Here is a 24,432-nt window from a genome sequence, read left to right as displayed (position 1 = left end):
CTATCATTTCCAAATCTATTAAAGAATTTAGATTGGGGAGTTTTTCATTTATAAATCGGTTAAATAATTGTATATTATTTGCTTGTCCAACAAACAGGCCAGCAGTTCATAGCCGTGAGCTCCGGGGTTTTGGATTAGCAAGCCAAGGATAAGTAAGGGAATTATGGTTTCATCACCTTCGCCATCCTCGCCTCAAATTCCGCGTACGTGATTTTACCCGAAGCCAAATCCATGCTATGAAGGTAAATCTGTTCTGTTTTAGAATAGTCACCATTCACTTTCAGTGATTGCTCCTCTCCCGAAATGGGTTTCAGGATATGGTACTTTTTCGAAAAAGCCTCGAAATAGCGGTAACCGAATTTGCGTTGTGAAGCTGCGTCTAAATGAATGCCATCAGGATTCGCAGTCAAACCTGCTGCAGTAACAAAATAACAATTCTGTTGTTCATTAGCAAAACGCAGCAATTGTTCATTAACCTGTCGAAATTCGGTCGCGTGCTGTCCAAAACCGGTCTTCCCAAGAAAGTCACCAAGCCCTCCAATAATCAACGGTACCTCATCAAGTTTCAACTCGTTTCTTAGCGTCTCGATGATAAGGGTTAATTTCTCGTAATAAGTTTCATGTAGCGAACGATAACTGTCACTCTCACCCTGGTGCCAAAGGATTCCACAAATTTGACTGGACCGGAGGGCAAAGCGGGCTTCGGACAAAGCATGCTGAAAAAGGATGCCTTCCGGATGCCAGTCATTCAATGAACTGCCACCTTCTGCACAAGGGATCAAGCCAATTTCTTCATCGGGATGAGCTTTCGACCATGCATCTGCAAAAGATGCCGCCAGGCCAACGCCGGAAACCGGACGGTCGTAATTAATCGGCTCTGTCATCATCTGCCACTGTCCATTGCGCAGCATTTTTATTTTTTCATTATAGATAGGGTCTACTTCATTCAAAAATCCACGGCCCGCCATATTCGACTGCCCCAACATTAAAAAAGACTTTATCATCTAATTTCCACTTCTTTACATCAATATTTTGGTCTAATTAGACTATAGTCAATTCAGTTTGTCTTGTAAAGTTTTAACAAGGTTTTATTTTTTTATCAGTATGTATGAAAAACAAACTAACATTGAAAATTTGGTAGATGTATTTGTGAAATAGCAAGTTCTTTTGCTTTTTTTATTCAACTATCGGGGGCTTTAGTTTAATAACGATCTTCCACAATCGGGCGCTATAATTGAACAAGAACTAAAGGAGTTATACATATTAGTCATGTAAAATATATATAACTCCTTATTTTTTATGACTTTTTTTGATTTAGGTCGTGATATTTCTCGTATAAAAATACACAATTAGATGACCGGGTGTATTGCTGAAACATACACCCGGTCATCTTTATGCAGCCTTTTCATTTACTGCTCTGAATGTGCAGGAATTCTTCAGGAAAGCGGTCAACTTCCCCTGCCTGCCCTGCAGAAAAAACGATCAAAAGATCATCCTACAATATTAATTTGAATCCCCTTCCTTTTTTTGATCTGTTTGGCTCGGAACAGGATCAAATCCTCCCGGATGAAGAGGGTGGCATTTCAGTAATCGTTTGATGAGCAGACAACTGCCTTTGATAAACCCGAACCTTTGAATCGCTTCAAGCCCATAGTTGGAGCATGTTGGATAAAATCTGCAAGTCGGCGGGAAAGAGGTGATATCGCCTTTTGGTAGAATCGAATGAATATGATCGCTGCCCGTTTCATGATTCCTCCCGAAGAAATTTTGCTATATCTTTTGCAAAATATGTAACAATAAGATCCGCTCCGGCCCGCTTCATCGCAAGCATGCTTTCCAACACTGTATTTTTTTCGTCAATCCAGCCGTTTTGCGATGCAGCTTTTATTTGGGCATATTCTCCGCTTACTTGATACGAAACCAGCGGAATCTGGAGAGAATTTCGCATATCCCTGATGATGTCTAAATAAGGCAGACCAGGTTTAATGATCATAAAATCCGCTCCCTCTTCAATATCGGACTGAGCCTCACGAAAAGCCTCCAAACGGTTTGCCGGGTCCATCTGATAGGTCCGGCGGTCACCGAAAGCGGGCGAATTATCCGCGGCATCGCGAAATGGCCCATAATAGCTTGAAGCATATTTAATACCGTACGACATGATCGGTATGTCTTTATAACCCGATTCATTCAGCGCATGTCGTATATACGTCACAAATCCATCCATCATGCTTGAGGGCGCCAGAATATCGGTCCCTGCCTCAGCCTGAGATATGGCGACTTTTGCATGTATATCTAAAGACACGTCATTATCAATCCTGCCGTTTACCGGTATGCCGCAATGGCCTTCTGTTTGATAGTGACATATACATGTGTCTGTAATGATGACCAAATCAGAATCTAAAGCCTTGATTTGCCTAACCGCTCGTTGAACAATTCCATCTGACGCATAAGCAGACGTTGCCAAATCATCTTTCCAACTTGGAATTCCGAAGAGAAGAATTGCTTTAATTCCGAGTGTTCTTAACTCATGAATTTCCTCTTCTAATAAATCTAATGTCAGTTGATAAACGCCCGGCATGGAAGGTACTTCTGTTTTTAACCCCCTACCCTCTTGGACAAATAGAGGATATATGAAATCGTTAGTGGAAAGCCGATTTTCTCTTACTAAATCCCGGATACCCGGCGTTGAGCGCAGCCTGCGATGCCGTGAGAATGCGACTGATTGATTCAATGTTATTGCACCACTTTTCTACATGAGTTATTTTCAAATCGAAATTGTTACGATTTATATATTTTAAAGTATAGACAATCGCATTTATAATTTCAATGTTAGTTGACTCCCGTTCTTAACACACGCCTTGCCTGATTGCCTCCTTCGATATTCTTATAGGGTGAGAAAATTCCAGCCGTTGACGTTTTCCAAAGAATACCCTACAATGAGATCGTAACTTTAACTTTTCAGGAGGATTATTAAAAAATGACACACTCAATGAGACTGCGTTTCCCAACTTTGAACCAGTAATTAAATACGTTCAAAGGCTCTGTTTGTGTATGCAGAGTAAACGGGATCAGTCTGTCCTTTTTTAATAATCTTCATTTTGCATATAAAATTTGTAACTTGGAGAAAGGCGGATCGTTCTGCCTTTCTTTTTTGTTTAATCCTTTTTTTCTAACGGCTGAGAAAGGCTTATTTGGTTATGGAAATACCGCGGCTTCATCCTTAAAGGATGGCTCTTCCCTTTACTCTGAATCACAGGCAGACCGCCTGTGATTTTTTATGATGAGAGGAAGAGGAAACGTGAAGAAAAAAAATCATAAGTACAGAGGAAAAAAGCTAAATCGCAGGGAATCTCCGAATTTTTCCGGACAGCATTTGATGCATAATAAAAAATTAATTGAAGAAATTGTGGATTGGGCAAATATTGGCATAGACGATACAGTTTTAGAGTTAGGGGCTGGAAAAGGTGCTTTGACAACTGTGCTAAGTCAAAAAGCCGGTAAGGTATTGGCAGTGGAAAACGATTCTAAATTCGTTGATATACTCACACGTAAAACAGCACATCACTCAAATACGAAAATTATTCATCAAGATATCATGAAGATTCATTTACCAAAAGAAAAGTTTGTGGTGGTCTCTAATATTCCCTATGCCATCACAACCCCCATCATGAAAATGCTTTTGAACAATCCTGCAAGCGGATTTCAAAAAGGCATCATCGTAATGGAAAAAGGGGCTGCTAAACGATTCACATCAAAATTCATGAAAAATTCCTATGTTTTAGCTTGGAGAATGTGGTTTGATATTGGCATTGTCAGAGAAATATCGAAAGAACATTTTTCTCCCCCTCCAAAAGTGGACTCGGCAATGGTTAGAATAACACGGAAAAAAGAAGCGCCTATATCACATAAACATTACATTGCATTTCTTGGGCTTGCTGAATATGCGCTCAAGGAGCCGCAAGCCCCTTTCTGTGTTGCTTTACGCGGAATTTTTACTCCGCGTCAAATGAAGCACTTAAGAAAAAGTCTAAAAATCAACAATGAAAAAACCGTTGGAACGCTCACCGAAAACCAATGGGCGGTTATTTTTAACACGATGACTCAATATGTGATGCACCACAAATGGCCAAGAGCAAATAAGAGAAAACCCGGAGAAATATAAAGAAAAAAGCTGCTGACGTCTCGTCAGCAGCTTAAGCTTTTCTGGAGGGATTCAGATGTCCCTGTCAACATTCCTTTTGCCCGCTTACAGCTTTCCAGTTAAAAACTGCGCCTCGCCGAGGCCGAAACTCCAATCGGCATCTCCATTTTCTGTGATGGACACCATGACATCTTCAGGTGAAATGCCGCATTCCGCTTCAAGCCTTTCAGCAAGTAAAGCGTACAATTTCTCTTTTTGGCTTTCTGTTCTTGTTTTACTGGTGATGCTGATCACAACCAGATCCTTTGATCTATTCAATCCCAAGCCTGTATCTTGGATGATGAGCTCATTCGCCGGATGCTGATGGACAATTTGATAGCGGTCTTTCTCCGGAACGTTAAACGCTTCTACCATCGCATCGTGTGCGGTATCTAATAATTTTTTTAATGCTTGTTCATCACGGCCTTCTATTAGATCGAAACGTAATAATGGCATTTGTTTATCCCCTTTTTGATCATTTTAAATTTCGTTAGAGAAATAAGAGGTTTTACCTGTCCCTGATGAATTGTTTCGATTTGGGTACAAGGAATGTTTTCTGCTAACTTGATCAAAACATAACACATAACCAAAATATGTTCAATAATTGATCATTCATCACTCGTTTATCAGAATAGATGATAAAGGTCTGAGTCATTAAAGATTAGCTAGCGCCCAATCTTTAGGAGATTAGTATGTAAGCAACACTTTATCAAAATGTGACAACAATATGATTATCAACACTCTACTTATTTCTTAAAGAAAGTACAAGCTTTCTCAACCCGAATATGATTACGGCAACAAAAACAATTAAAGGGATAAACCCAATCAGGTTAAAACTTGTAAGCATGATAAGCTCCTTTCTTCATATATCATTTAGAATCCCTGTACCACCGGAATTTTATTTTACGATATTCACATTTTAAAATCATAATAAAGATGTAAATTATATGTTAAAAAAAGATCACCATCCGAGATAGCGGATGGTGACTTTCTTTACATGAAGAAGTATTTATTCAAGATTTGCATGATTTCCGTACATGTTATGAGTATTCAGCCCTTTAATTTCCATAATTCGCAATATGATAGCATCATAAAACAATAAAAGAGTCTGTTCAAAAAGCGATCCCATCGGTTGTATCGTCTGTTTATTGCCCGTGGATTGATCTTTAGGTGAACCCGAGAGCTGCAGTATAAGATCAGATATTTCAGCGATTGGCGAATCTGGAGAGATGGTAACTGATGCTACAGTGCCTCCGATATCTTTTGCCTTTTCCGCCATATGAAGCAAACTTTCTGTTTTCCCTGATCCTGTCCCCACGATAAGCAAGTCGTTTTCGGTAAATGCCGGAGTTACGGTTTCTCCTGTTACAAATGCATTCAAACCCAAGTGCATTAATCTCATAGCAAATGACTTCCCCATTAAACCGGAACGACCCGCACCGGTAACAAACACTTTTTCAGAAGACATGATACTGGATATGAAGTTCTCTATTTCTTCCGCCTGATTTTGAGAGGTTGCATGATCAAGCTCTGCGATGATCGCTTTTACATAATCATAAGTCTTCATGATTGTTGAATCATCTGCTTCATTTTTGCGGCTGCTGCCGCTTTATCATCTTGATTTGCAATACCGCCCCCAACAATAATCAAATCAGGTTTTAATTTAACGACTTCGGGCAATGTGTCCAATTTAATTCCGCCTGCAATAGCCGTTTTAGCGTTTTTTACTACATTCTTAATGGTCATTAAGTCTTCAAATGAATTTTGGCCAATGGCTTGAAGATCATAACCCGTATGCACACAAATATAATCGACACCAAGTTCATCCAATTCCTTAGCGCGTGATTTGATGTCTTTAATCCCAATCATATCCACCAGGATTTTTTTCCCTTGAGCTTTTGCCTCTTCTACAGCGCCTTTAATAGACATATCTTCAGCGGCTCCTAGAATGGTGATGATATCGGCTCCTGCTTCTGAGGCTTTCATTACTTCATACCCGGCCGCGTCCATAATTTTAAGGTCTGCCAGCACTTTCAAATTCGGAAAAGCGCCTTTCACCTCTTTTACTGCACGGAGTCCTTCATTTATCACAACCGGCGTCCCGATTTCAACAATATCAATGTATTCTTCTACTTCTTTTACTACTTTGATGGCTTCCGGTATATTGACTAAATCTAATGCTAACTGTAATTCCACTTACAATCACCCCTGTTTGAATTAAGAATTCCGCGGATTATTCTTTTAATATTTCTGTTACACCAAGAGTATAACAAGGGGGAAATTCCAATCATAGTACGCACTTTTTTTTTACATACTATACTTTTCCTCATATGGTATAGAAAAAGATACTGTCTCCAAAACAGTATCTCAAGTCAATCATTCTATTTATCATCTTTTGAAAAGTTAGTTTCTATATAATTTTTACCCCAATCATACATCGCCTCTAATATAGGCATTAAACTTTCTCCTTGTTTTGTAAGGGAATATTCAACTTTTGGGGGAACAACCGGATATACTTCCCTATGTACAATATGATCTTCTTCTAATTCACGCAGCTGATTCACCAGCATTCTTTGCGTAATGCCGGGCATCAAGGCTTTTAATTCTCCGAACCTTTTCGTACCTTCTTTACCTAAAAACCACAAAATCAGCATTTTCCACTTTCCTCCGATAATGTTGAGCGTCAACTCCTTTTCACAATTAAATGTTTTATTTTCCATTCGTGACATATGAATTCACTCCTTATCAAATGACTAAAATATGATTATCAATTACATCATTGTAAAAGAACTTTGTTTAATTAAACAATCATCGTACTTTTACAACTTCCCTTCTTTACCATCTTATCATGCGGATTTGCCCCATCATGACATTGTCAATCTTCTTATGCTTGATCAATCAATTCGAGTGAAGGAAACATGACAAGTGTCATGTTTGAAGCATGATGTGTGCTACTACAAAGACATCTCTCTGTGCCGTAAACTTAATTTAAGACCTATTTATGAGAGGATAACTTTACTATGACTGAACAAACCATCGCACATAAACAAAAACAGTTAACAAAACAGGTTGCTGCGTTTGCCCAGCCTGATACCAAAAACAGTCTGATTCAGCTCTTCAATACGTTTATTCCTTTTTTCGGACTGTGGTTTCTTGCCTATTTCAGCCTCAATGTCTCCTATCTCCTTACTTTAGGAATAACGGTGATTGCCGCAGGGTTTTTGACGAGAATTTTCATTATTTTTCACGACTGCTGCCATCTATCCTTTTTCAAACAAAAACGCCTTAACCATATTCTCGGCTTTTTGACAGGCGTTCTGACTTTATTTCCTTATCTTCAATGGCAGCACAGCCATTCGATTCATCATGCAACAAGCAGCAACCTGGATAAACGCGGAACAGGCGATATCTGGCTGCTGACGGTAAACGAATATAAAGCCGCACCTCTACGCACAAAAATCGCATACAGACTTTACAGAAATCCGTTTATCATGTTTATTCTCGGACCGATTTATGTCTTTCTGATCACAAACCGCTTTAACAAAAAAGGTGCAAGACGGAAGGAACGTGTGAACACATACCTCACCAACCTTGCAATCGCGGCATTGGCTGCTGTCTGCTGCCTGATCTTTGGCTGGCAATCGTTTTTGCTCGTACAGGGTCCGATCTTTCTGATCTCGGGTTCGATCGGCGTTTGGCTGTTTTATGTTCAGCATACATTTGAAGATTCTTATTTTGAAGCGGATGAAAATTGGAGCTATGTTCAGGCCGCTGTGGAAGGAAGTTCATTTTATAAACTCCCGAAACTGCTTCAATGGCTTACAGGCAATATCGGGTACCACCACGTTCACCATCTGAGTCCCAAGGTGCCTAACTATAAACTAGAAACCGCACATGAACAGCACGAACCATTAAAAAACGTCCCGACCATCACTTTAAAAACAAGCCTGCAATCACTCGCGTTCCGGCTTTGGGATGAAGAAAAAAAGCAATTTGTAACCTTTCGGGACATGAAACAAACATCTTCCCGTCTTTCGCCGGATTCAACGGATAACCAGAAGCTGCGGAAGAACGCCTGACGATGAGGAGGTCTTCTTATATCAACAAGAAGACTTCCTTTTTATTGTCCAATGATGCAATCCGGCTCTGGCAATGGTAAAGTTACTTTAAAGATGAAAAGCTGAAAATGAGGTTATATCATGGTCAAAAAGCATTTTACATTTCAAAAACTGAACGGGATCTCTCCGTATATATGGACGATATTTTTCATCCTTCCCTTCTACTTTATCATGCAATCATCATCTACACTTGTTATCGTCGTCGGCATCATTTTGACACTTTTATTTTTTGCGGTATACAGATTTGCTTTTGTCTCAAAAGGCTGGGACGTTTATTTGTGGGCGTTTATTTTAATCGGCATTTCAACCGCTTCGATTATGCTGTTCAGCTATATTTATTTTGCTTTTTTTATCGCATATTTTATAGGGAACATTAAAAAACGAGTCCCATTTCACATTTTATATTACGTCCATTTAATAAGCGCAGCCGTCGCTGCCAACTTCAGTCTCGTCTTAAAAAAGGAATTTTTTCTGACACAAATTCCATTTGTGGTCATCACCCTTATCAGTGCGATTTTATTACCGTTCAGTATTAGAAGCCGCAAGGAGCGCGAACACCTGGAAGAAAAGCTCGAGTATGCTAATGAACGGATTGCCAATTTGGTTAAATTAGAAGAACGGCAGCGGATTGCCCGCGACCTCCACGATACACTTGGACAAAAGCTGTCTCTTATCGGTTTAAAAAGCGACTTGGCGAGAAAATTAATTTACAAAGATCCCGATCAAGCCGTGCGTGAACTGAAAAGCGTTCAGCAAACTGCGAGAACTTCTTTAAATGAAGTCAGAAAAATCGTATCCTCCATGAAAGGCATCAGGCTCAAGGATGAAATCATGAACATTAAACAAATTCTTGAAGCAGCCGGCATTGCGTTTATCTATGAAGAAGATAAATTGCCGGAAAATATCTCATTGCTTAATGAAAACATATTGAGCATGTGCTTAAAGGAAGCTGTCACTAATGTCGTCAAACACAGTCAGGCTACGACCTGCCGCGTTGACATCCAACAGCTCTGGAAAGAAGTTGTCATTACAGTGACTGACGATGGAACGTTTCAAGGCGAAGAGAAGTACTTTTCAAAAGGACACGGCTTGCTTGGCATGAGAGAACGGCTTGAATTTGCAAACGGAAGCCTTCACATTGATACAAAAAACGGCACCAAGCTTACCATGTCAATTCCTAATAACTCAAAATAAACAAAAAAGGATGGCTTACATGATTAGTATATTTATTGCAGAAGATCAGCAAATGCTCTTGGGCGCTTTAGGATCGCTTCTGAATTTAGAAGATGATATGGAAGTCGTCGGCAAAGGCACAACCGGACAGGATGCCGTTGATTTCACAAAAAAACATCAGCCTGATGTGTGCATTATGGACATTGAAATGCCGGGAAAGACGGGGCTTGAAGCTGCTGAGGAATTAAAGGATACAGGCTGCAACATTATTATCTTAACCACTTTTGCCCGCCCCGGTTACTTTCAGCGAGCCATTAAAGCAGGTGTTAAAGGCTATTTGTTAAAGGACAGCCCAAGCGAAGAGCTTGTGAGCGCCATTCGAAGCGTCATGAAAGGAAAGCGGATCTATGCGCCTGAATTGATGGAAGACATGTACAGTGAGGCCAACCCTCTCACAGATAGAGAAAAAGAAGTGCTCGAACTTGTGGCTGACGGAAAAAACACAAAAGAAATCGCCCAAGAACTCAGCATCAAAAGCGGAACCGTACGTAATTATATCTCAATGATTCTTGAAAAGCTTGAGGTGAAAAATCGGATCGAAGCCATAACTCGTTCAAAGGAAAAAGGCTGGTTTAAATAAAAAGAGGACCTTGCTATATCTCCAAGATCCTCTTGACGAATCAGCCGCTCCCACGGGCGAAAATAGTCCTTTTCTACACGAACATCTTCTTCACAAGCTCGCGGTTGCGCTCTTTGAAAACCTCATTATGCGATGACACCATCGCACTCTTGTGTGCTTCGGGATCAATAAAGCGCTTGGCGCTGTTGACCGCGTTTGCCGCATCTTGAAACGCTCCGGCGATTAGGTGCAGCTTGCCTTCGTAATGCACAATATCCCCCGCCGCATACAGTCCGGGCACGGAAGACTGGCAGTTGGCAGTACCTGCAATATAATAGTCATCAACCCGGGTAATATCAAGCTGGCTGTTCTCCAGCAGCGAGGTGTCGCGTTCATATCCGTGGTTGATAACCACCTCGTCGACAGGCAGCTCCATCACCTCACCGGTTTGAGCGTTCGTGAGCTCGACCCGTTCGATCACCTCATGATCTTCCGAAGCGATCAGCTTGGTAATCTGTGTATGGAAGAAGCAGCTCACCGAGCTGTTCAGAAGCTGATCCACCTGGGCCTCATGCCCGCTGAGCGCATCTTTGCGGTAAGCGAGGTAGACCTTTTTCGCTACAGGTTCGAGCTCGTTGGCCCAGTCGACAGCCGAATTACCGCCGCCTGATACAATGACCGTTTTATCTTTAAAATGCTGCAGTGATTTGACCGTATAATTCAGGTTGGACACTTCAAAACGCTCTGCTCCTTCTATTTGAAGCTTTTGCGGATTAAGGATGCCACCGCCCACGGCAACGATGACCGTCTTGGACAGATGCACCCCTGAGGCAGCCGTATGTAATTCAAACACCCCTTCTTTATTGCGGGCAATCGATTCGACTTTCTCATTCAGCAGCACTTCAGGATGAAACGTTAACCCCTGCTGTACTATCTGTTCGATCAGCTTGGCTCCGGAAATCGGCGTTAGTCCCCCGACATCCCAGATCATTTTTTCAGGATAAACGTGAACCTTTCCGCCCAGCATCGGCTGATATTCAATAATCTTTGTTCTCATTCCCCGCAGTCCGCTGTAAAAGGCGGAATATAACCCAGCCGGCCCCCCGCCGATAACGGTCACATCAAACACTTCATTTCTGCTCATCGCTCTTCACTCCCGGTATATGTCATGAGTTTACAACTCCAAACGTAAATGATTATCATTATCATTAAGTGTACTTTGATTGCTTCGTTTTTACAATCCATTTTAATAAAAAGTTCATTCTTCGCCCACTTCAATTTTGTCTTTCCCTCTTTCCGCTCGTTCTTCACGGGATGCCGCCGCTCCCCTATTCCGCACCTTTTAGGCAGTTCCTATATCTTACATTGACAAGGGTATGCCCCCTGCATAAAATGAAAATGATTATCAACTTCATTTAGGAGGAAACAAAGCATGCTTAGCGGAAGGATTAGTTTGAAAATTAAAATTACTTTTTTATTGTTGCTCGCCTTTTCTATTTTATTAGCTGGATGTACAACCTCAGGAAATTCAACAGAGAAGAAAGCTCATCAAAATATGGTCACAATGGCTTGGCCTAGAGATATAGGCGAAATGAATCCGCATGTGTATAATCCTTCCCAATTATTTGCCCAGTCGATGGTATATGAACCTTTGGTTACCTATGAAGCGGGAGGAAAGCTTAAACCGCATTTAGCCGAATCTTGGGATATATCAAGTGACGGTAAAGTGTATACGTTTCATTTGCGTAAGAATGTAAAATTTTCAGATGGAACAAAGTTTAATGCAAAAATTGTGAAAAAGAATGTTGATTCCATTTTAAAACATACTGAGTTACATAGCTGGTTAGGGTTTATTTCAAAAATAGCCCAAACAGAAGTGATCGATGACCATACATTTAAATTGACATTAACTGAACCATATTACCCAACCATTCAGGAACTAGCCGTTGTACGGCCGGTCCGGTTTTTGGGAGAAGCGGGCTTCCCTAAAGACGGCGATACATCAAAGGGTGTCGCAAAACCGGTAGGGACGGGCCCATGGGTATTGGAAGAGCGTCAAGCTGATGAATATGCGGTTTTTAAACGCAATGAACATTATTGGGGTGAAAAGCCAAAAGTCGAGAAAATCAAGGTGAAAGTCATCCCGGACGCCGAAACAAGGGTGCTTGCATTTGAAAAAGGCGAGCTCGACCTCATTTACGGCGAAGGCGTTATCAGTTTGGATGCATACAAGCAGCTGCAATCGACAGGCCAATATGAAACAAGCCTTTCTGAACCAGTGGCTACAAGACAGCTTGTCATGAATACGAAAAAAGAACAGCTTTCTGATGAACGCGTGCGGCAGGCCCTGCACTATGGTTTTGACAAAGAAGCTATGGTGAAAGGCATCACCTCCGGGTTAGAAGAAAAAGCAGATCATATTTTGCCGACAGACTTCCCATACACGTCTGATATTGATGTGAAGCAAATCAACTATGATACAGAAAAAGCGAAAGCGCTATTAGATGAGGCAGGCTGGAAGCTTCCGAATGGAAAGACGGTGCGCGAGAAAGACGGAAAGCCTCTTGAATTTAGTTTAATGTATGATTCAGCGGAATCCATTCAAAAAACAATGGCTGAAACGCTGCAAGCAGAATGGGCAGCGATCGGGGTAAAGCTGAATCTTGAAGGTGTAGAATTGGCAACCCAAGTCAAACGGTTTAAAGCGAATGAGTTTGATATGAACTTCTTTAGCAACTATGGTGCGCCTTATGACCCGCATACATTTTTAAACATTGTCGCCTCCAAAGGATTCGGATTTAATGAAGCGATCTCAGCCTATCCAAACAAGGACGAGCTAATCAAGCAGATGGCAAAGGTACCTCAAACGACTGATGAAAAAGAGCGGCAGGAGCTCTACTCATCTATTTTAAAATCACTTCAAGACCAGGGCGCCATCGTTCCTATTTCTTATATTAAAAAGACCGCGATATATCAAAAGAATATCAGCAACTTTACGTTCCCTGCTAACCGTGACGAACATCCATTTACAGGGATTCGCATCAAGCAGCAACACTAGGAGGCTTTTATGGGCAACTATATATTGAAACGAATCATGTCTATTATTCCAGTGTTTCTTTTAGCTGCACTTCTGACAACTGGAATGATTCATCTCTCACCGGTTGACCCAGCTGAAGCATATTTAGCCGCAGCACATATCCAGCCAACCGATGAAATTTTAGCGCAAAAAAGACATGAGTTTGGCTTGGATCAGCCATTCTTTATTCAATATGTAAACTCTGTTTTGAAGATATGCCAACTTGATTTTGGCATATCTTATGTTTCGAATCAGCCGGTTTGGGACGAAGTTGCACACCGAATGCCGGCGACGATCGAGCTCGCGCTTGGGAGTTTATTAATCGCGGTGCTTGTCAGTGTGCCGCTCGGCTTTTTAGCGGGAATCAAAAGAAACGGTGCAGTTGATCATATCAGCCGCTTCATTTCCTTTTTCGGGGCATCCGTCCCGACTTTTTGGTTAGGGTATATGCTGGTTTTTTTCTTTTCTGTTCAATTAGACCTTTTGCCGGTGGAGGGAATCGGGACATGGCAGCATCTTGTACTGCCGGCGATGACATTGGCGCTTCCTTTAATTGCGATGTATACAAGGCTGCTCCGTGCAAGTGTCATCGAAAACCTGCAAGAACCATATGTTCAATTTGCACGCATAAGAGGAATGACGAAGATGAACATTATGGCCAAACATGTATTGCGAATGGCCATTTCTCCGATGATTACGGGTCTGGGAATGAACCTTGGCAAGCTGCTCACCGGCACAATTATTGTTGAAGTCGTTTTTTCTTGGCCAGGCTTTGGCCGTTATTTTATTGAGGCCATTTTCAATCGGGACATCCCTGTCATTCAATGCTATGTGTTCTTAGCCGCCACCTTTTTTATATTGAGCAACTTAATTGTTGACCTCATTCAAATGTATATTGACCCGCGCATTTCAAGGAAAGAAGGGCAGCATCGATGATGATGAGTATACGCAGGATATTTAAAAGCCAGAAAGTGGTCACGATATGCACCATCATATTAACCATCCTTTTTATCATCGCTGTATTCGCCCCTTGGATTGCGCCGCATCATCCTGCTGAAGTCCATTTGGTATATAAGCTGCAGCCTCCATCCTGGGAGTTTCCTTTAGGAACGGATCATCTGGGAAGATGCAACTTATCCCGCCTTTTGTACGGCGCCCGAATTTCTCTGGGATTCGCGATGCTCATTTTCATTTCCTCACTCTTTATCGGCCTCATTGTCGGGACGATTTCAGGATATAAAGGCGGATGGATTGATCAGCTGTTAATGAGATGCTGCGATGGTGTGATGGCCTTTCCGAACTTAATTTTAGTTCTTGGCCTGGTGGGCATATTCGGTCCTGGACTTCCTCAAGTCATTCTGGCCCTCATGCTTGTGCAATGGGTCTATTATGCGAGAATCTTCAGAGGAATGGTGCTGAGTCTGAAAGGGGAGAACTTTATTGCGGCGGCAAAAATCAATGGATCTTCACAATGGAAAATTATTAAAAATCATATCATTCCTAATGTCCTCCCACCCCTCGTCGTCATCGGTACGTTGGAAATGGGCTGGGCCATTATGGATATCTCCGCTATGTCTTTTCTCGGATTAGGCGTGCAGCCCCCGGCAGCTGAATGGGGAGCGATGATTCATGAAGGTAAATCGTATATTCGGACGAACCCCGAGTTAATGATTTATCCAGGGGTGATGATCATGGTTGTGGTTGTGACATTCAATTTATTGGGCGAAACCTTATCAGATAAATACGGTGTCAAACGTCGATTTTAAAAAGGAATGAGGAAGTTGGGAACAGAACAATCAACAGTGCTTCAAGTCAGAGATTTACATGTACAGGTTAACAATCAAAAAGGACATTCAACCCTTGTGCAAGACATCAATTTTGAACTGAAGCGCGGCCAAGTCCTTGGCCTGATTGGAGAGAGCGGTTGCGGAAAAACGGTAACGAGCATGTCTATTCTTCAGACGCTTGATCCAAAAACAACCAAGGTGGAAGGAAGTATTGCATTACGAGGCCGTGAATTGAACGGATTAGCAGATAAGGAAATGCGTAAAATCCGCGGCAAAGATATTGCCTATATCATGCAAAATCCGATGAACGCTTTTACACCCGTTTTTACGATAGGCCAGCAAATGACCGAATCGATTCGCTCTCATACATCTTTTAGCAAGAAACAGGCGAAAGAGCTTGCGACCGAAGCATTGCACCATGTGAACTTACCCCACCCTGCTAAGCTTTTGCATTCTTACCCTTTTCAATTAAGCGGCGGAATGCTTCAACGGGTCATGATTGCAATTGCAGCATGCTTAGAGCCGGCCATTCTCATCGCGGATGAGCCTACCACTGCACTCGACGTGTATAATCAGAAGACAGTGCTGAAATATTTAGACGGCATACGCTCTGACTTCGGCACGGCGATTTTGCTTATATCTCATGATCTGGGCGTCATTGCTGAAATGGCGGATGAAGTTGCTGTGATGCAGAATGGCAGGATTGTAGAAAATAGAGATGTGTTTCAGCTGTTTGATGAACCAAAGCATGAATATACAAAGAGGCTATTAAGTGCACGGTTGACATTGCCAATAGATCAACTTGCCACTTGAGTCGGTATGAAGAAGACCGGCATTTGATATGGGGTGAACAAGTGAGTTTATTACAAGTGAAAGAAGTCACTCATCATTATACAGCGCGTAAATTGTTCAAATCGAAAATTCAATCGAAACAAGTCCTTTCCAATGTCAGCTTTTCGATTGAGGAAGGCACATGCTTAGGGATGCTTGGACCAAGCGGGGCTGGGAAAAGCACATTAGGAAAAGTGATCCTCGGTTTGGAACGGCCTCAATCAGGCCAAATCTTTTTTCAAGGTCATGATCTATATAAAGCAGATCAATCCATCCGGCGGAAAATCTGCCGCGACCTTCAAGCTGTTTTTCAAGACTCATATTCGTCCGTTAACCCGCGAATGACAGCGGAACAAATTATAGCAGAACCGCTAGAAAACTATGAAAGGCTCACCATCGCCGAGCAAAAACGGACCATTATCGAGCTGTTGGAACGAGTAGGCTTAACTGAAGAGGATTTAACAAAATATCCGCACCAATTCAGCGGCGGCCAATTGCAGCGGATTAATATTGCAAGAGCAGTCTCGCTCAAGCCGAAGCTGATCGTATTGGACGAGTCTGTCAGCAGCCTTGACATGGTAACCCAAACGCTTATATTGGATTTGTTAAAAGAGCTCAAAGACGATTTTGGAATGTCGTATTTCTTTATTACGCATGATTTAAAAGCCGCCTATCACTTAAGTGATACACTAGGTGTACTAGATCACGGGCAATTGGCCGGGCTTTACGAGAAACATCGATTTTTAAAATCAGACCACCCGGTTGTAAAAGAAATGAAGCGTTCCATACTGGCAGAGCACCCGCGGTTTCGTTCGATAGGAACAAGGGCGGTTCAGCAATAAATTTGCCGGGACTTTTCCTGAATGAGCTTCTTTAACCAAACTGTATTCACGTTTTTCATCCGTTAGGGAAAAATAAATATGGGAAATGAGGGCTTCCAATCATGAAGCCCTCATTTATTTTTGAAAATCTATTTCGGTTCTGTTTCACGATAAAAGATTGGTTTAGCCATAAAGCCTCTTTTCAGGCTGCGGTTCCTTATTGACCAGGCATGTATTTTCACCTAATGTCAAAAGTAGACTTTATACATAAATCCGATAACCGAATAGCTCTGTAATTGCCGATATCACTAAAACCAACAAATGAGGTGAAAAATGATGAACAATCGATTCCGTGTGGGAGAAGTAGCGCGACTTTTCAAGCTGCCCGCATCGACTCTGCGTTACTATGATGAAATCGGGCTGTTCAGGCCAAAGTATACCGATCCTGAAACATCCTATCGATATTATGGTGTTGAACAATTTCAGGTTCTGGATACGATTATTTTTTTAAGGAAAAATGGATTTTCGTTAAAAGACATTCAGCATCAGTTAGATAAAAGGACTCCGGAAACAACGATGGAAATTTTGAAGAAGAAGCTTGAGGAAGTCAGGACGGAAATTTTTCGGCTCCAACGCAGTGCGGCGAGAATCGAAAACAAAATTTCCACAATCGAAGAAGGAATAAAACTTGCCGAACACCCTGCTTTAACATTTCAGTATTTCCCAAAACGGGCTATTTCCTACCTGTATTTTGACAAGCCTGTCGACCTGATGGAGGAAGGCGACGACATTTATTTAAAGGATAAAGAAACGCTTTCAAGCCAGTCGATCGAGAATAACGGCTTCTTCACCGGAGACATTGGAACAATCGTTGATATGGAGAGCTTGAAGCAAGAAGGACCGGTAAAATATATCGGCGTATTTGAATTGCTGCACGAGGGAGACAGTGAAGACTATTTAAACGAAGGGTTGTATGCGAGTTACCCCCATATTGGGCCCTACGAGGACATCAGGAAAAGTTATCAGCTCGTTTTAAGCCAGCTGAAGGAGGAGGGATACGAGCTGGCGGGAATCCCTGTTGAAATCTCATTTCTTGATGACGCCGTCATCAAGGAGTCAGATCATTTTGTCACTTTAATCCAAATTCCGGTGACAAAGTTTTGATTGACCTTCAAGTAACTTGAAGGTTTAGAATACTCCTGTAGCTCATTATAGGAGGAATACATGATGACAGAAACACATCAGCAGCTAATGAAATTACCAGTAAATCAAGTGTTTTTTAAATATTTCATCCCTGCAACGCTTGGATTGATCCTAATGTCAGCGAATATTTTAATTGATGGCCTATTCGTGGGAAATGGCATTGGAACCGCAGCACTGGCTGGAGTGAACCTTTCCTATCCGGTTATTTCTTTAATAATGGCCATCGCTCTGTGGATTGGGATAGGCGGAGCAACGAAGTACTCCATCAGCATCGGGGAGAATCGCCCTCAGATGGCAAGCAGCGTCTTTTCATTGGCTCTCGCCTCTACGTTTATCATCAGTGTGCTCTTAGGGGTGTTCGGGCTTCTCAACATTCAAGCCGTTTCGGTATGGCTTGGAGCAAACTCCGATACCTCTTCTTACGTCATAGAGTACTTAAGCGTCATGTTTTTATTCGGCTGGGTCATCGCATTAGAACAGGTCTTAAGTATTTTTGTAAGGAATGACGGCAGTCCGAAGCTTTCGATGATGGCTCTTGCAACGACATCGATTGTGAATATCATCCTGAATTTTTATACGATCATGATTTTGAACTTGGGAGTAACAGGCGCTGCGATTTCAACAGTGCTTGGCGGATTCGCCGGACTGCTTGTATTATCCCTGCACTTCTTTAACCGTCAAGCGCAACTGAGGAAGATGGCGTTTCAGTGGTCTTGGAAATCCCTTATGCACATCTTTGCCATCGGGTTTCCAAGCTTTCTGGCAGAGGCTGGGCTCCTCGCATTTGTAACAGGGTATAACCTGGCAATGGTCAGCCTGGCAGGCACGGAAGGAGTCGCTGCCTTCTCAGTCATTAACTACCTTCACGGGTTCATGTTCCTGTCATTCTTCGGCATTGAAATGGCACTTCAGCCCCTGATTAGCTATTATCATGGTGCTGAAGAAAGCGAACGAATCAAAAGCAGCATGAAGATTGGGGAGAAGACCGCTGTTATCCTGGGTATTCTTTTGCTCGTTATCGGCTGGGGGGCTGCACCATTCCTTGTAGGCTTATTCGGAATAGAATCAACCGAAATCAAGCAACTGGCCATTGATGGAATCCGCCTATTTTTTATCGGCTATGTCTTCCTTGGCTATAACTTTGTCTATATGAGTTACTTTCAATCCATTGGCCGGGCCGGCTCGTCGGTTGTTATCATTATATTGCGAAGCTTCGTGTCCCTTTTCATCCTGCTTTGGATATTGCCTAAGTTTATTGGCGTCACGGGAGTTTGGCTATCCTTGCCGCTTTCCGAGTTTTTTGTCGCTGTCCTCCTCTTTTTCATTGCAAGAAAACATGTGATGGGAAAAGGAAATCCCGCTATCGGGAAGGGATGATCTTACAGCCGGGAGATTCTCCCGGCTTGTTGTCCTATAGGACTGAATTCATCAATTGAAGATTGAAATTCATGATGCGAAAGAAATACTTGTGCTGTTTAATGCCCCCCTATTTGAAGGTCATGATAGATTAAAGGCGCCTGCTTGTCACAGCCTTCGTACGCATATGGCGAGCTGACACGTTCGGCGTAATCGGCAAGTTAAATGTCGCCCTTTGCTAGTTACAGTCCGACAATGAATAGGTAAAGTTATAACTGTCCCGCCAACAAGGCAGGACGGAATGACGACCAAACGAGCGAAGGTGCAGAAAGTTAAAGGAGTGCTCATACGTATGATGTCTCACACTCGAATTAAATTCCCGGCAGGGTTTTGGGCAGGGTTGCGTCAATTAGGAATTAACGCCCCTGACGTGCTTCGAAAAGCCCGGCTGCCGCTCACCGTGATGACTGAACCAGTTGTCACGACTACCCAATACTTCGCCATCTGGCAGGCGTATTCCGATCTTGTTGATGACGTTTCCAAGGGAATCATCAAGCTTGCGGCCGGCTTTGAGCCGGCACATTACCCTCCGGCTGTGTTAGCGGCTTACCATGCCCGTGACTACGGTGACGCTTTAAAGCGAATGGCCCGCTACAAACAACTATGCCCTCCCGAAAACTTGCGTATCACTGAGGAAGGTGAGCACTGTGCAATCGAACTGGAATGGTTGGATGATAAGCAACCCGGTCCACCGCTCTTGATCGGCATTACGCTGGCATTTCTTCTGGAGCTCGGGCGCAGGGGCACAGGTCTGCCTTTGACAGCAAAGTCAGTCGAGTTTTCACACCCAATGGGCGACTTGCAGGCACTTGAAGCATACTTCGGCTGCCGTATCCGGAGCGGTGCAAATCGCAGCCGGCTGACGCTGGATCGAGGAGATTTGGACCGCCCCTTTGTCTCGTATAACGCAGAGTTGCTGGAGATTCTGACTCCCGTGCTGGATCAATCGGTGAATGATCAGCAAAATAGCCTTTCAATCACCGGAGCGGTCAAGTGGATCATGAAACGCACACTTCCAGGAGGGCACCCCGACATTCAGACTGTCGCGAGCGAATTGGGAATGAGCGGCCGCACCTTGCAGCGCCGGCTTACTGACGAAGGCACTAGCTTTAAACATCTGTTGACCCAAGTCAGACATGAACAGGCGCGGGAGTACTTGGCAGACCCTTCGCTCGATATTAAAGAAGTCGCCTTTCTGATTGGATATGAAGATCAGAACTCGTTCTACCGGGCCTTCCGCCTTTGGGAAGGCGAGACTCCTTCTAATTGGAGGAAGCAAACCCGGCTGAATGGACTTAACTAGAATAGGAGAAATGTTTGATGGATATGGGATTGAACAATAAAACAGCTTTAGTTACCGGATCGACGAAAGGGATCGGCAAAGCAATCGCTATTGAACTTGCCAAAGAAGGCGTTCATGTACTCATTAACGGACGAAATGATGAAGAGGTAGAACGAACAGTCAATGAAATAAAATCAGCTTTCCCGGCTACCTCTCCTCAAAATGCCGCGGCTGACATCGTGGATATTAGGCAAAGGGAAGCTTTATTTAAAAAATACCCTCAAATCGATATTTTAGTTAACAATATGGGCATTTATGAAATGATGCAATATGAGGACGTCGATGATGAAGTATGGGAAAAATACTTCCGCACCAATGTTCTGGCCGCAAATGGTTTAACTAAATTTTATTTGTCTAAAATGCTGAAAAATGATTTTGGCCGCATCATCTTTATTGCAAGTGAAGAAGCGATTATGCCTTCAGGCCAGATGCCTCAGTATTGTATGACAAAATCAATGCTATTATCATTGTCAAAAAGCTTATCAAAATTAACAATCGGAACAGAAGTGACAGTCAATACGATCATGCCTGGGCCGACGCTCTCTGAGAATGTGAAGCAAATCATTGAGGGAATGTACCCTGATGAAGGGATGACTTTTTCAGAAAAAGAGAAGAAATTTATGACGACAAACTTGCCTCAATCCGAAATACAGCGATTTATCAAGCCAATTGAAATCGGCAGACTGGCTGCATTTGTATGCAGTCCCTATGCATCCGCATTTAAAGGGTCTCCGATCCGTATGGACGGGGGAATGGTGCCGACTATTTTTTAAGATCCCCCATTCCAGATAGGAAGCCATTCTGGCTGTGACTTCGTCAAAACTAATAACAAGCTGGCGGCAATAAGCGCCAGCTTGCAACTTTTGATGACGTGAATCCTCTTGCAGATCAGCTTCTACCCTTTTGATCAACTTTCAACTGAATTCTGTTGGACTTATAGATGAGCTTCACTTTATACTTGCTTGGCAATCCCCTGGTCTCGACGGAAGAAAATGATCCATGACGCTTGTGGAAGGTTATGATCGCCGATCCATCAGCCGGTACATAATTGTCCGCAAAATTGAGACGCAATGTCCCTTTCAATTTTGCTTTGCCTTTAATTTTCAGCTGATCTTTTTTGCCGCTGAGCTGAAGTTCAAGTATTCCTTTAGCAGATTGTTTATAGTCTCCTCCGATGACCAGTTTTCCCGGCACATCTTCCCTAAGGGTGCCTCCGCCTAGAGAAACGTCACCTCTCCCGAAAGCTGTCTCCGAACCGCCCTCAAGCGTCCCTTGATCAATCCGTGTACCGCCGGAATATGTGTTATTCCCTTCCAGCTTCAAAGTGCCTGTCCCCTTTTTGGTCAGCTTTCCAGCGCCGGAGATGTCATTGCGCCAGCGATCTGTTGCATGGAAGCCGCCTTTTGCAGAATCCAAGTTCACAGTAACATTTTTGGTAAAAGCACCATACCCATCTGCGGCGGAAAAGAGATTAAGCCTTCCCCATCCTTCTGCATCATCAAGAACAGGATAGCCGGACGGAAGACCGGTAGTGGCTAAAACCAAACGGCGCTGTTTTTTGTCAAGGTAAGGAAAACGTGTTTCCAGCAGGACTTCGGCTCCCTTTGGAACTGTCATTGGTTTAGCGGTTGTGTTCATTTGACGAAATCCATATGTCAATCGTTCCGTATATTGTTTTTTATTCGTTTCATAATCGCTGTATCTGTCTTCGGCTTTACCGTGTTGCGTTAATAATTTACGATGGGCTTCATCATAAGCCGCTTTCTTCAATCTTTCATTGTCAGGATCAGACAGGATCGCAGCCGACAACGCCGTTGCCATGACCCTTCCCCCCATGACGTCCAGCGGAGAATGCATACCTGCAACAATCCGGTTATGACCGAGTTCAGAAGCGCGAGTCAGCAGCTCCTGATAACGCTCTGGTATCGCATAGGCCATGGCAAAAGCGCTGAGATATGCGGCGTTCGTATGTCCGCTTGGAAAACCTCCGTCTTTGTTCGGATCAGGATTGATGACGGGAATAAGCGTTGGAACAATGATCGAATTGTCTTTCCAGCGAAACGGGCGGGGATAATTGAAATAGCCTTTAGCCGGATTCGATGAAGAATAGTTGCCTCGTAAAGTATTGACCAAACTCACGACATTACCAAGTTCAGAGCTGGTGCTGCCTGAATTGGTTCCTTCATCATGATATTTTTTAATCAAGGCATCTGCCGGGATACTGGTGATCGTTGTCGTCGCTCCCGCGTTCATTCGATAGACGTCAGCAAGCTTGCCGAGACCGTCAATCATACTGTAGCTCTGGCTCCTCCGATCATCAAAATATGCAGCATTTGCCTCAAGCATCGTGCGGCGTTCAGCAATATCTACGACTTTTTGGATATTGGCATCCAACACCCTGCTGTCCAGTTTAGTACCAGTATTCCACGTCTTTCCGGGAATCCAAAGTTTATTAAATTCGGAAAGCACCCCGATGACAGGATTGGATTCCACCGTCGTATTAGCAGAGATATTATTTTTGTAATGGTCTACGAAAAATCCAGAAGAGTGCGGCGAAGCTGCGGTTGTTGGTTTAGTTGCTGCGCTCGCATCGCCTACAATCGGGGAACTTAGAAGAAGTGCCAAAGAACAGACAGCTATCAGTAAATGCTTCCTCACCCTTAATCGTTTCATTCTCACATCATTTCTCCCTTACTCTTAATCTTCTCTCCAAAATGCTTTTCCCAACCATCAAGCTCTATATGATCGTATCGTAAATTTGTTAATCAAATGGCGTGATTTTATTAATGTTTTGTTTATATTTTGGGATTTTGCAGATCGATGTTTTATGAGTGAGGGGGTGCCGAGTGTGAGAAAGGCCGGATTTGAAATTCCGGCCTGTTTATACACTTTCAGAAAAGTGCATGTAGGAGGCCAAATCGGCCGTTTCGTCTATTTATTTTCCTTCTCTAAAAATGCCATAACCGCTTTCGTCAGATTCTGCGCTTCTGCCGGTGCATCCGGAGAGCCGAACATCTTATTTAAATCACTGTGAGATAAGCTGTTGACTTGATACACAAAATCCGTTGCCTTCGCTTTGTTTACGGTTTCCGCAAATTTGTAAACGGCAGGATCTTCCCAGCGGGTTACGAGATAGGCAGGCGGCAATTTTGAGTTGTTGATGTAGGAGAGCGGCGATGCTTCTGCCCACACCTTTTCGTCGGAACCAAACACTTTTTTATAAGAAGGGATCGCTTCGATGAATCGCTTCATATCCAAGGGTCCATCTAAAACAACAATCGAATTGAGCGAGGCCGGTGTGAGGCCGACACGATTTAAATATGTTGAATCTGCGGCAATTAAGCCGGCTAAGTGCCCCCCTGCCGAATGTCCCATGACATTGATTTTTGACGGATCGATTTGATACTCATCCGCATGATCCATCACCCATTTAACGGCCTTAGCCGCATCATCAGCCATCTCATCATATTGAACATCGGGATGAAGCCGATAGTTGACAGATACGAAAACATAGCCGTTTTCTGTAAAAAATGCCGGTTTCGAAGCCGCTCTGCTTTTGTCGCCGCTTGTCCATCCTCCACCGTGAAGGTAGATGAGAACGGGATGTTTTTCACCCTCGTTTGTCTGTGGTGTATAAATATCCAATGTTTGTCTGTCGTCTTTTGCATAATGAACATTTTCGGCATTCTTGTTAGATGTACAGGCGAACAAGCCGATACACAGAATTGCCAATCCTGCCCATTTGATGAATCCTCTCAAGTTTAAAAACACCTTTCTTCTTTAGCCAGTATATTTTAAAACGTCTCACGTAACATTCCGGGAATGCTCATCTGATAAGCAGTTTTAAGGCGCGGAACATTAACATA

At 43.0% G+C, this 24,432-nt stretch carries 23 protein-coding genes and 2 pseudogenes; 14 read left to right on the top strand and 11 right to left on the bottom strand.

Annotation, left to right across the window (positions count from 1 at the left end):
* Positions 1-54: 54 nt before the first annotated feature.
* The 4 genes and pseudogenes from H2R00_RS21105 to hemB all read right to left on the bottom strand — a co-directional run.
* Positions 55-165 (bottom strand): annotated as a pseudogene (locus H2R00_RS21105) (PadR family transcriptional regulator); the annotation flags it as partial.
* On the bottom strand, positions 162-1,004 hold the full coding sequence (locus H2R00_RS01350; RefSeq protein WP_029419308.1) for a sialate O-acetylesterase: 843 nt from the start codon (positions 1,002-1,004) through the stop codon (positions 162-164). The pseudogene H2R00_RS21105 and the gene H2R00_RS01350, both read right to left, overlap by 4 nt.
* Positions 1,005-1,503: 499 nt before the next feature.
* A pseudogene (gene yidD / locus H2R00_RS01345) lies at positions 1,504-1,748 on the bottom strand (membrane protein insertion efficiency factor YidD).
* Positions 1,745-2,731: a porphobilinogen synthase gene (gene hemB, locus H2R00_RS01340; RefSeq protein WP_154994473.1), complete on the bottom strand. Its 987-nt coding sequence runs from the start codon at positions 2,729-2,731 to the stop codon at positions 1,745-1,747. Before hemB ends, yidD begins: the two are co-directional and overlap by 4 nt.
* A 246-nt stretch (positions 2,732-2,977) precedes the next feature.
* Between hemB and H2R00_RS21445 the strand changes: the two genes are divergently transcribed.
* Both H2R00_RS21445 and erm read left to right on the top strand, forming a co-directional pair.
* Complete coding sequence (locus tag H2R00_RS21445) at positions 2,978-3,022, top strand: erythromycin resistance leader peptide (protein WP_105980607.1); 45 nt, start codon at positions 2,978-2,980, stop codon at positions 3,020-3,022.
* Positions 3,023-3,298: 276 nt separating this feature from the next.
* On the top strand, positions 3,299-4,162 hold the full coding sequence (gene erm / locus H2R00_RS01330) for a 23S ribosomal RNA methyltransferase Erm (protein ID WP_154994475.1): 864 nt from the start codon (positions 3,299-3,301) through the stop codon (positions 4,160-4,162).
* Between the two features lie 84 nt (positions 4,163-4,246).
* Here the strand turns inward: erm and H2R00_RS01325 are convergent, their stop codons facing one another.
* The 4 genes from H2R00_RS01325 to H2R00_RS01310 all read right to left on the bottom strand — a co-directional run bounded on the left by H2R00_RS01325 (position 4,247) and on the right by H2R00_RS01310 (position 6,909).
* Positions 4,247-4,636, bottom strand: coding sequence for a tautomerase family protein (locus H2R00_RS01325; protein WP_075752183.1), 390 nt, complete (start codon positions 4,634-4,636; stop codon positions 4,247-4,249).
* A gap of 553 nt (positions 4,637-5,189) precedes the next feature.
* Positions 5,190-5,747 (bottom strand): 6-phospho-3-hexuloisomerase, encoded by a 558-nt coding sequence (gene hxlB, locus H2R00_RS01320; protein WP_154994477.1) that lies wholly within the window; start codon positions 5,745-5,747, stop codon positions 5,190-5,192.
* The gene (gene hxlA, locus H2R00_RS01315) at positions 5,744-6,376 is read right to left on the bottom strand and encodes a 3-hexulose-6-phosphate synthase (protein ID WP_154994479.1); all 633 of its coding nucleotides are present in this window, start codon (positions 6,374-6,376) and stop codon (positions 5,744-5,746) included. The genes hxlB and hxlA overlap by 4 nt, the downstream gene beginning before the upstream one ends.
* Before the next feature lie 185 nt (positions 6,377-6,561).
* Positions 6,562-6,909, bottom strand: a complete 348-nt coding sequence (locus H2R00_RS01310) for a winged helix-turn-helix transcriptional regulator (protein WP_043928395.1) — start codon at positions 6,907-6,909, stop codon at positions 6,562-6,564.
* Positions 6,910-7,200: 291 nt separating this feature from the next.
* Here H2R00_RS01310 and desA point away from each other — a divergent pair, with 291 nt between their 5' ends.
* From desA to desR, 3 genes are all read left to right on the top strand, one after another.
* On the top strand, positions 7,201-8,259 hold the full coding sequence (desA, locus tag H2R00_RS01305) for a Delta(5) desaturase DesA (protein WP_182070320.1): 1,059 nt from the start codon (positions 7,201-7,203) through the stop codon (positions 8,257-8,259).
* A 120-nt stretch (positions 8,260-8,379) separates the two neighbouring features.
* Positions 8,380-9,492 (top strand): two-component sensor histidine kinase DesK, encoded by a 1,113-nt coding sequence (gene desK / locus H2R00_RS01300; RefSeq protein WP_182070319.1) that lies wholly within the window; start codon positions 8,380-8,382, stop codon positions 9,490-9,492.
* A 19-nt stretch (positions 9,493-9,511) separates the two neighbouring features.
* Positions 9,512-10,111 (top strand): two-component system response regulator DesR, encoded by a 600-nt coding sequence (gene desR, locus H2R00_RS01295; protein ID WP_154994485.1) that lies wholly within the window; start codon positions 9,512-9,514, stop codon positions 10,109-10,111.
* Between the two features lie 73 nt (positions 10,112-10,184).
* On the opposite strand, the gene H2R00_RS01290 is transcribed toward desR, so the two are convergent.
* Positions 10,185-11,234, bottom strand: coding sequence for an NAD(P)/FAD-dependent oxidoreductase (locus H2R00_RS01290; RefSeq protein ID WP_182070318.1), 1,050 nt, complete (start codon positions 11,232-11,234; stop codon positions 10,185-10,187).
* A gap of 288 nt (positions 11,235-11,522) precedes the next feature.
* Here H2R00_RS01290 and nikA point away from each other — a divergent pair, with 288 nt between their 5' ends.
* From nikA to H2R00_RS01245, 9 genes are all read left to right on the top strand, one after another.
* Positions 11,523-13,148, top strand: a complete 1,626-nt coding sequence (gene nikA, locus H2R00_RS01285; RefSeq protein WP_182070317.1) for a nickel ABC transporter substrate-binding protein — start codon at positions 11,523-11,525, stop codon at positions 13,146-13,148.
* A gap of 9 nt (positions 13,149-13,157) precedes the next feature.
* Positions 13,158-14,102, top strand: a complete 945-nt coding sequence (gene nikB, locus H2R00_RS01280) for a nickel ABC transporter permease subunit NikB (RefSeq protein ID WP_182070316.1) — start codon at positions 13,158-13,160, stop codon at positions 14,100-14,102.
* Positions 14,099-14,932 (top strand): nickel ABC transporter permease subunit NikC, encoded by an 834-nt coding sequence (gene nikC / locus H2R00_RS01275; protein WP_182070315.1) that lies wholly within the window; start codon positions 14,099-14,101, stop codon positions 14,930-14,932. Before nikB ends, nikC begins: the two co-directional genes overlap by 4 nt.
* A 15-nt stretch (positions 14,933-14,947) precedes the next feature.
* Positions 14,948-15,766, top strand: a complete 819-nt coding sequence (gene nikD / locus H2R00_RS01270; protein WP_154994495.1) for a nickel import ATP-binding protein NikD — start codon at positions 14,948-14,950, stop codon at positions 15,764-15,766.
* Positions 15,767-15,807: 41 nt separating this feature from the next.
* Complete coding sequence (nikE, locus tag H2R00_RS01265; protein WP_182070314.1) at positions 15,808-16,626, top strand: nickel import ATP-binding protein NikE; 819 nt, start codon at positions 15,808-15,810, stop codon at positions 16,624-16,626.
* Positions 16,627-16,938: 312 nt separating this feature from the next.
* Positions 16,939-17,769, top strand: a complete 831-nt coding sequence (locus tag H2R00_RS01260; RefSeq protein WP_244958263.1) for a MerR family transcriptional regulator — start codon at positions 16,939-16,941, stop codon at positions 17,767-17,769.
* 60 nt (positions 17,770-17,829) lie between these two features.
* The gene (locus tag H2R00_RS01255) at positions 17,830-19,185 is read left to right on the top strand and encodes an MATE family efflux transporter (protein WP_182070313.1); all 1,356 of its coding nucleotides are present in this window, start codon (positions 17,830-17,832) and stop codon (positions 19,183-19,185) included.
* A gap of 334 nt (positions 19,186-19,519) precedes the next feature.
* Complete coding sequence (locus H2R00_RS01250) at positions 19,520-20,527, top strand: AraC family transcriptional regulator (protein WP_154994526.1); 1,008 nt, start codon at positions 19,520-19,522, stop codon at positions 20,525-20,527.
* Between the two features lie 17 nt (positions 20,528-20,544).
* Entirely contained in the window at positions 20,545-21,339 is a 795-nt protein-coding gene (locus tag H2R00_RS01245) for an SDR family NAD(P)-dependent oxidoreductase (RefSeq protein WP_154994501.1), read from the top strand.
* 115 nt (positions 21,340-21,454) lie between these two features.
* Here the strand turns inward: H2R00_RS01245 and H2R00_RS01240 are convergent, their stop codons facing one another.
* Together H2R00_RS01240 and H2R00_RS01235 are read right to left on the bottom strand one after the other, a co-directional pair.
* Positions 21,455-23,239 (bottom strand): phosphatase PAP2 family protein, encoded by a 1,785-nt coding sequence (locus tag H2R00_RS01240; protein ID WP_182071001.1) that lies wholly within the window; start codon positions 23,237-23,239, stop codon positions 21,455-21,457.
* A 258-nt stretch (positions 23,240-23,497) separates the two neighbouring features.
* The gene (locus H2R00_RS01235; protein ID WP_154994505.1) at positions 23,498-24,325 is read right to left on the bottom strand and encodes an alpha/beta hydrolase; all 828 of its coding nucleotides are present in this window, start codon (positions 24,323-24,325) and stop codon (positions 23,498-23,500) included.
* Between the last annotated feature and the right edge of the window lie 107 nt (positions 24,326-24,432).

This window comes from Bacillus haynesii (assembly GCF_014042035.1).
Lineage (GTDB): Bacteria > Bacillota > Bacilli > Bacillales > Bacillaceae > Bacillus > Bacillus haynesii.
Note: the sequence above shows the minus strand (reverse complement) of the source record. Positions and strands in the feature narration are given on the sequence as shown.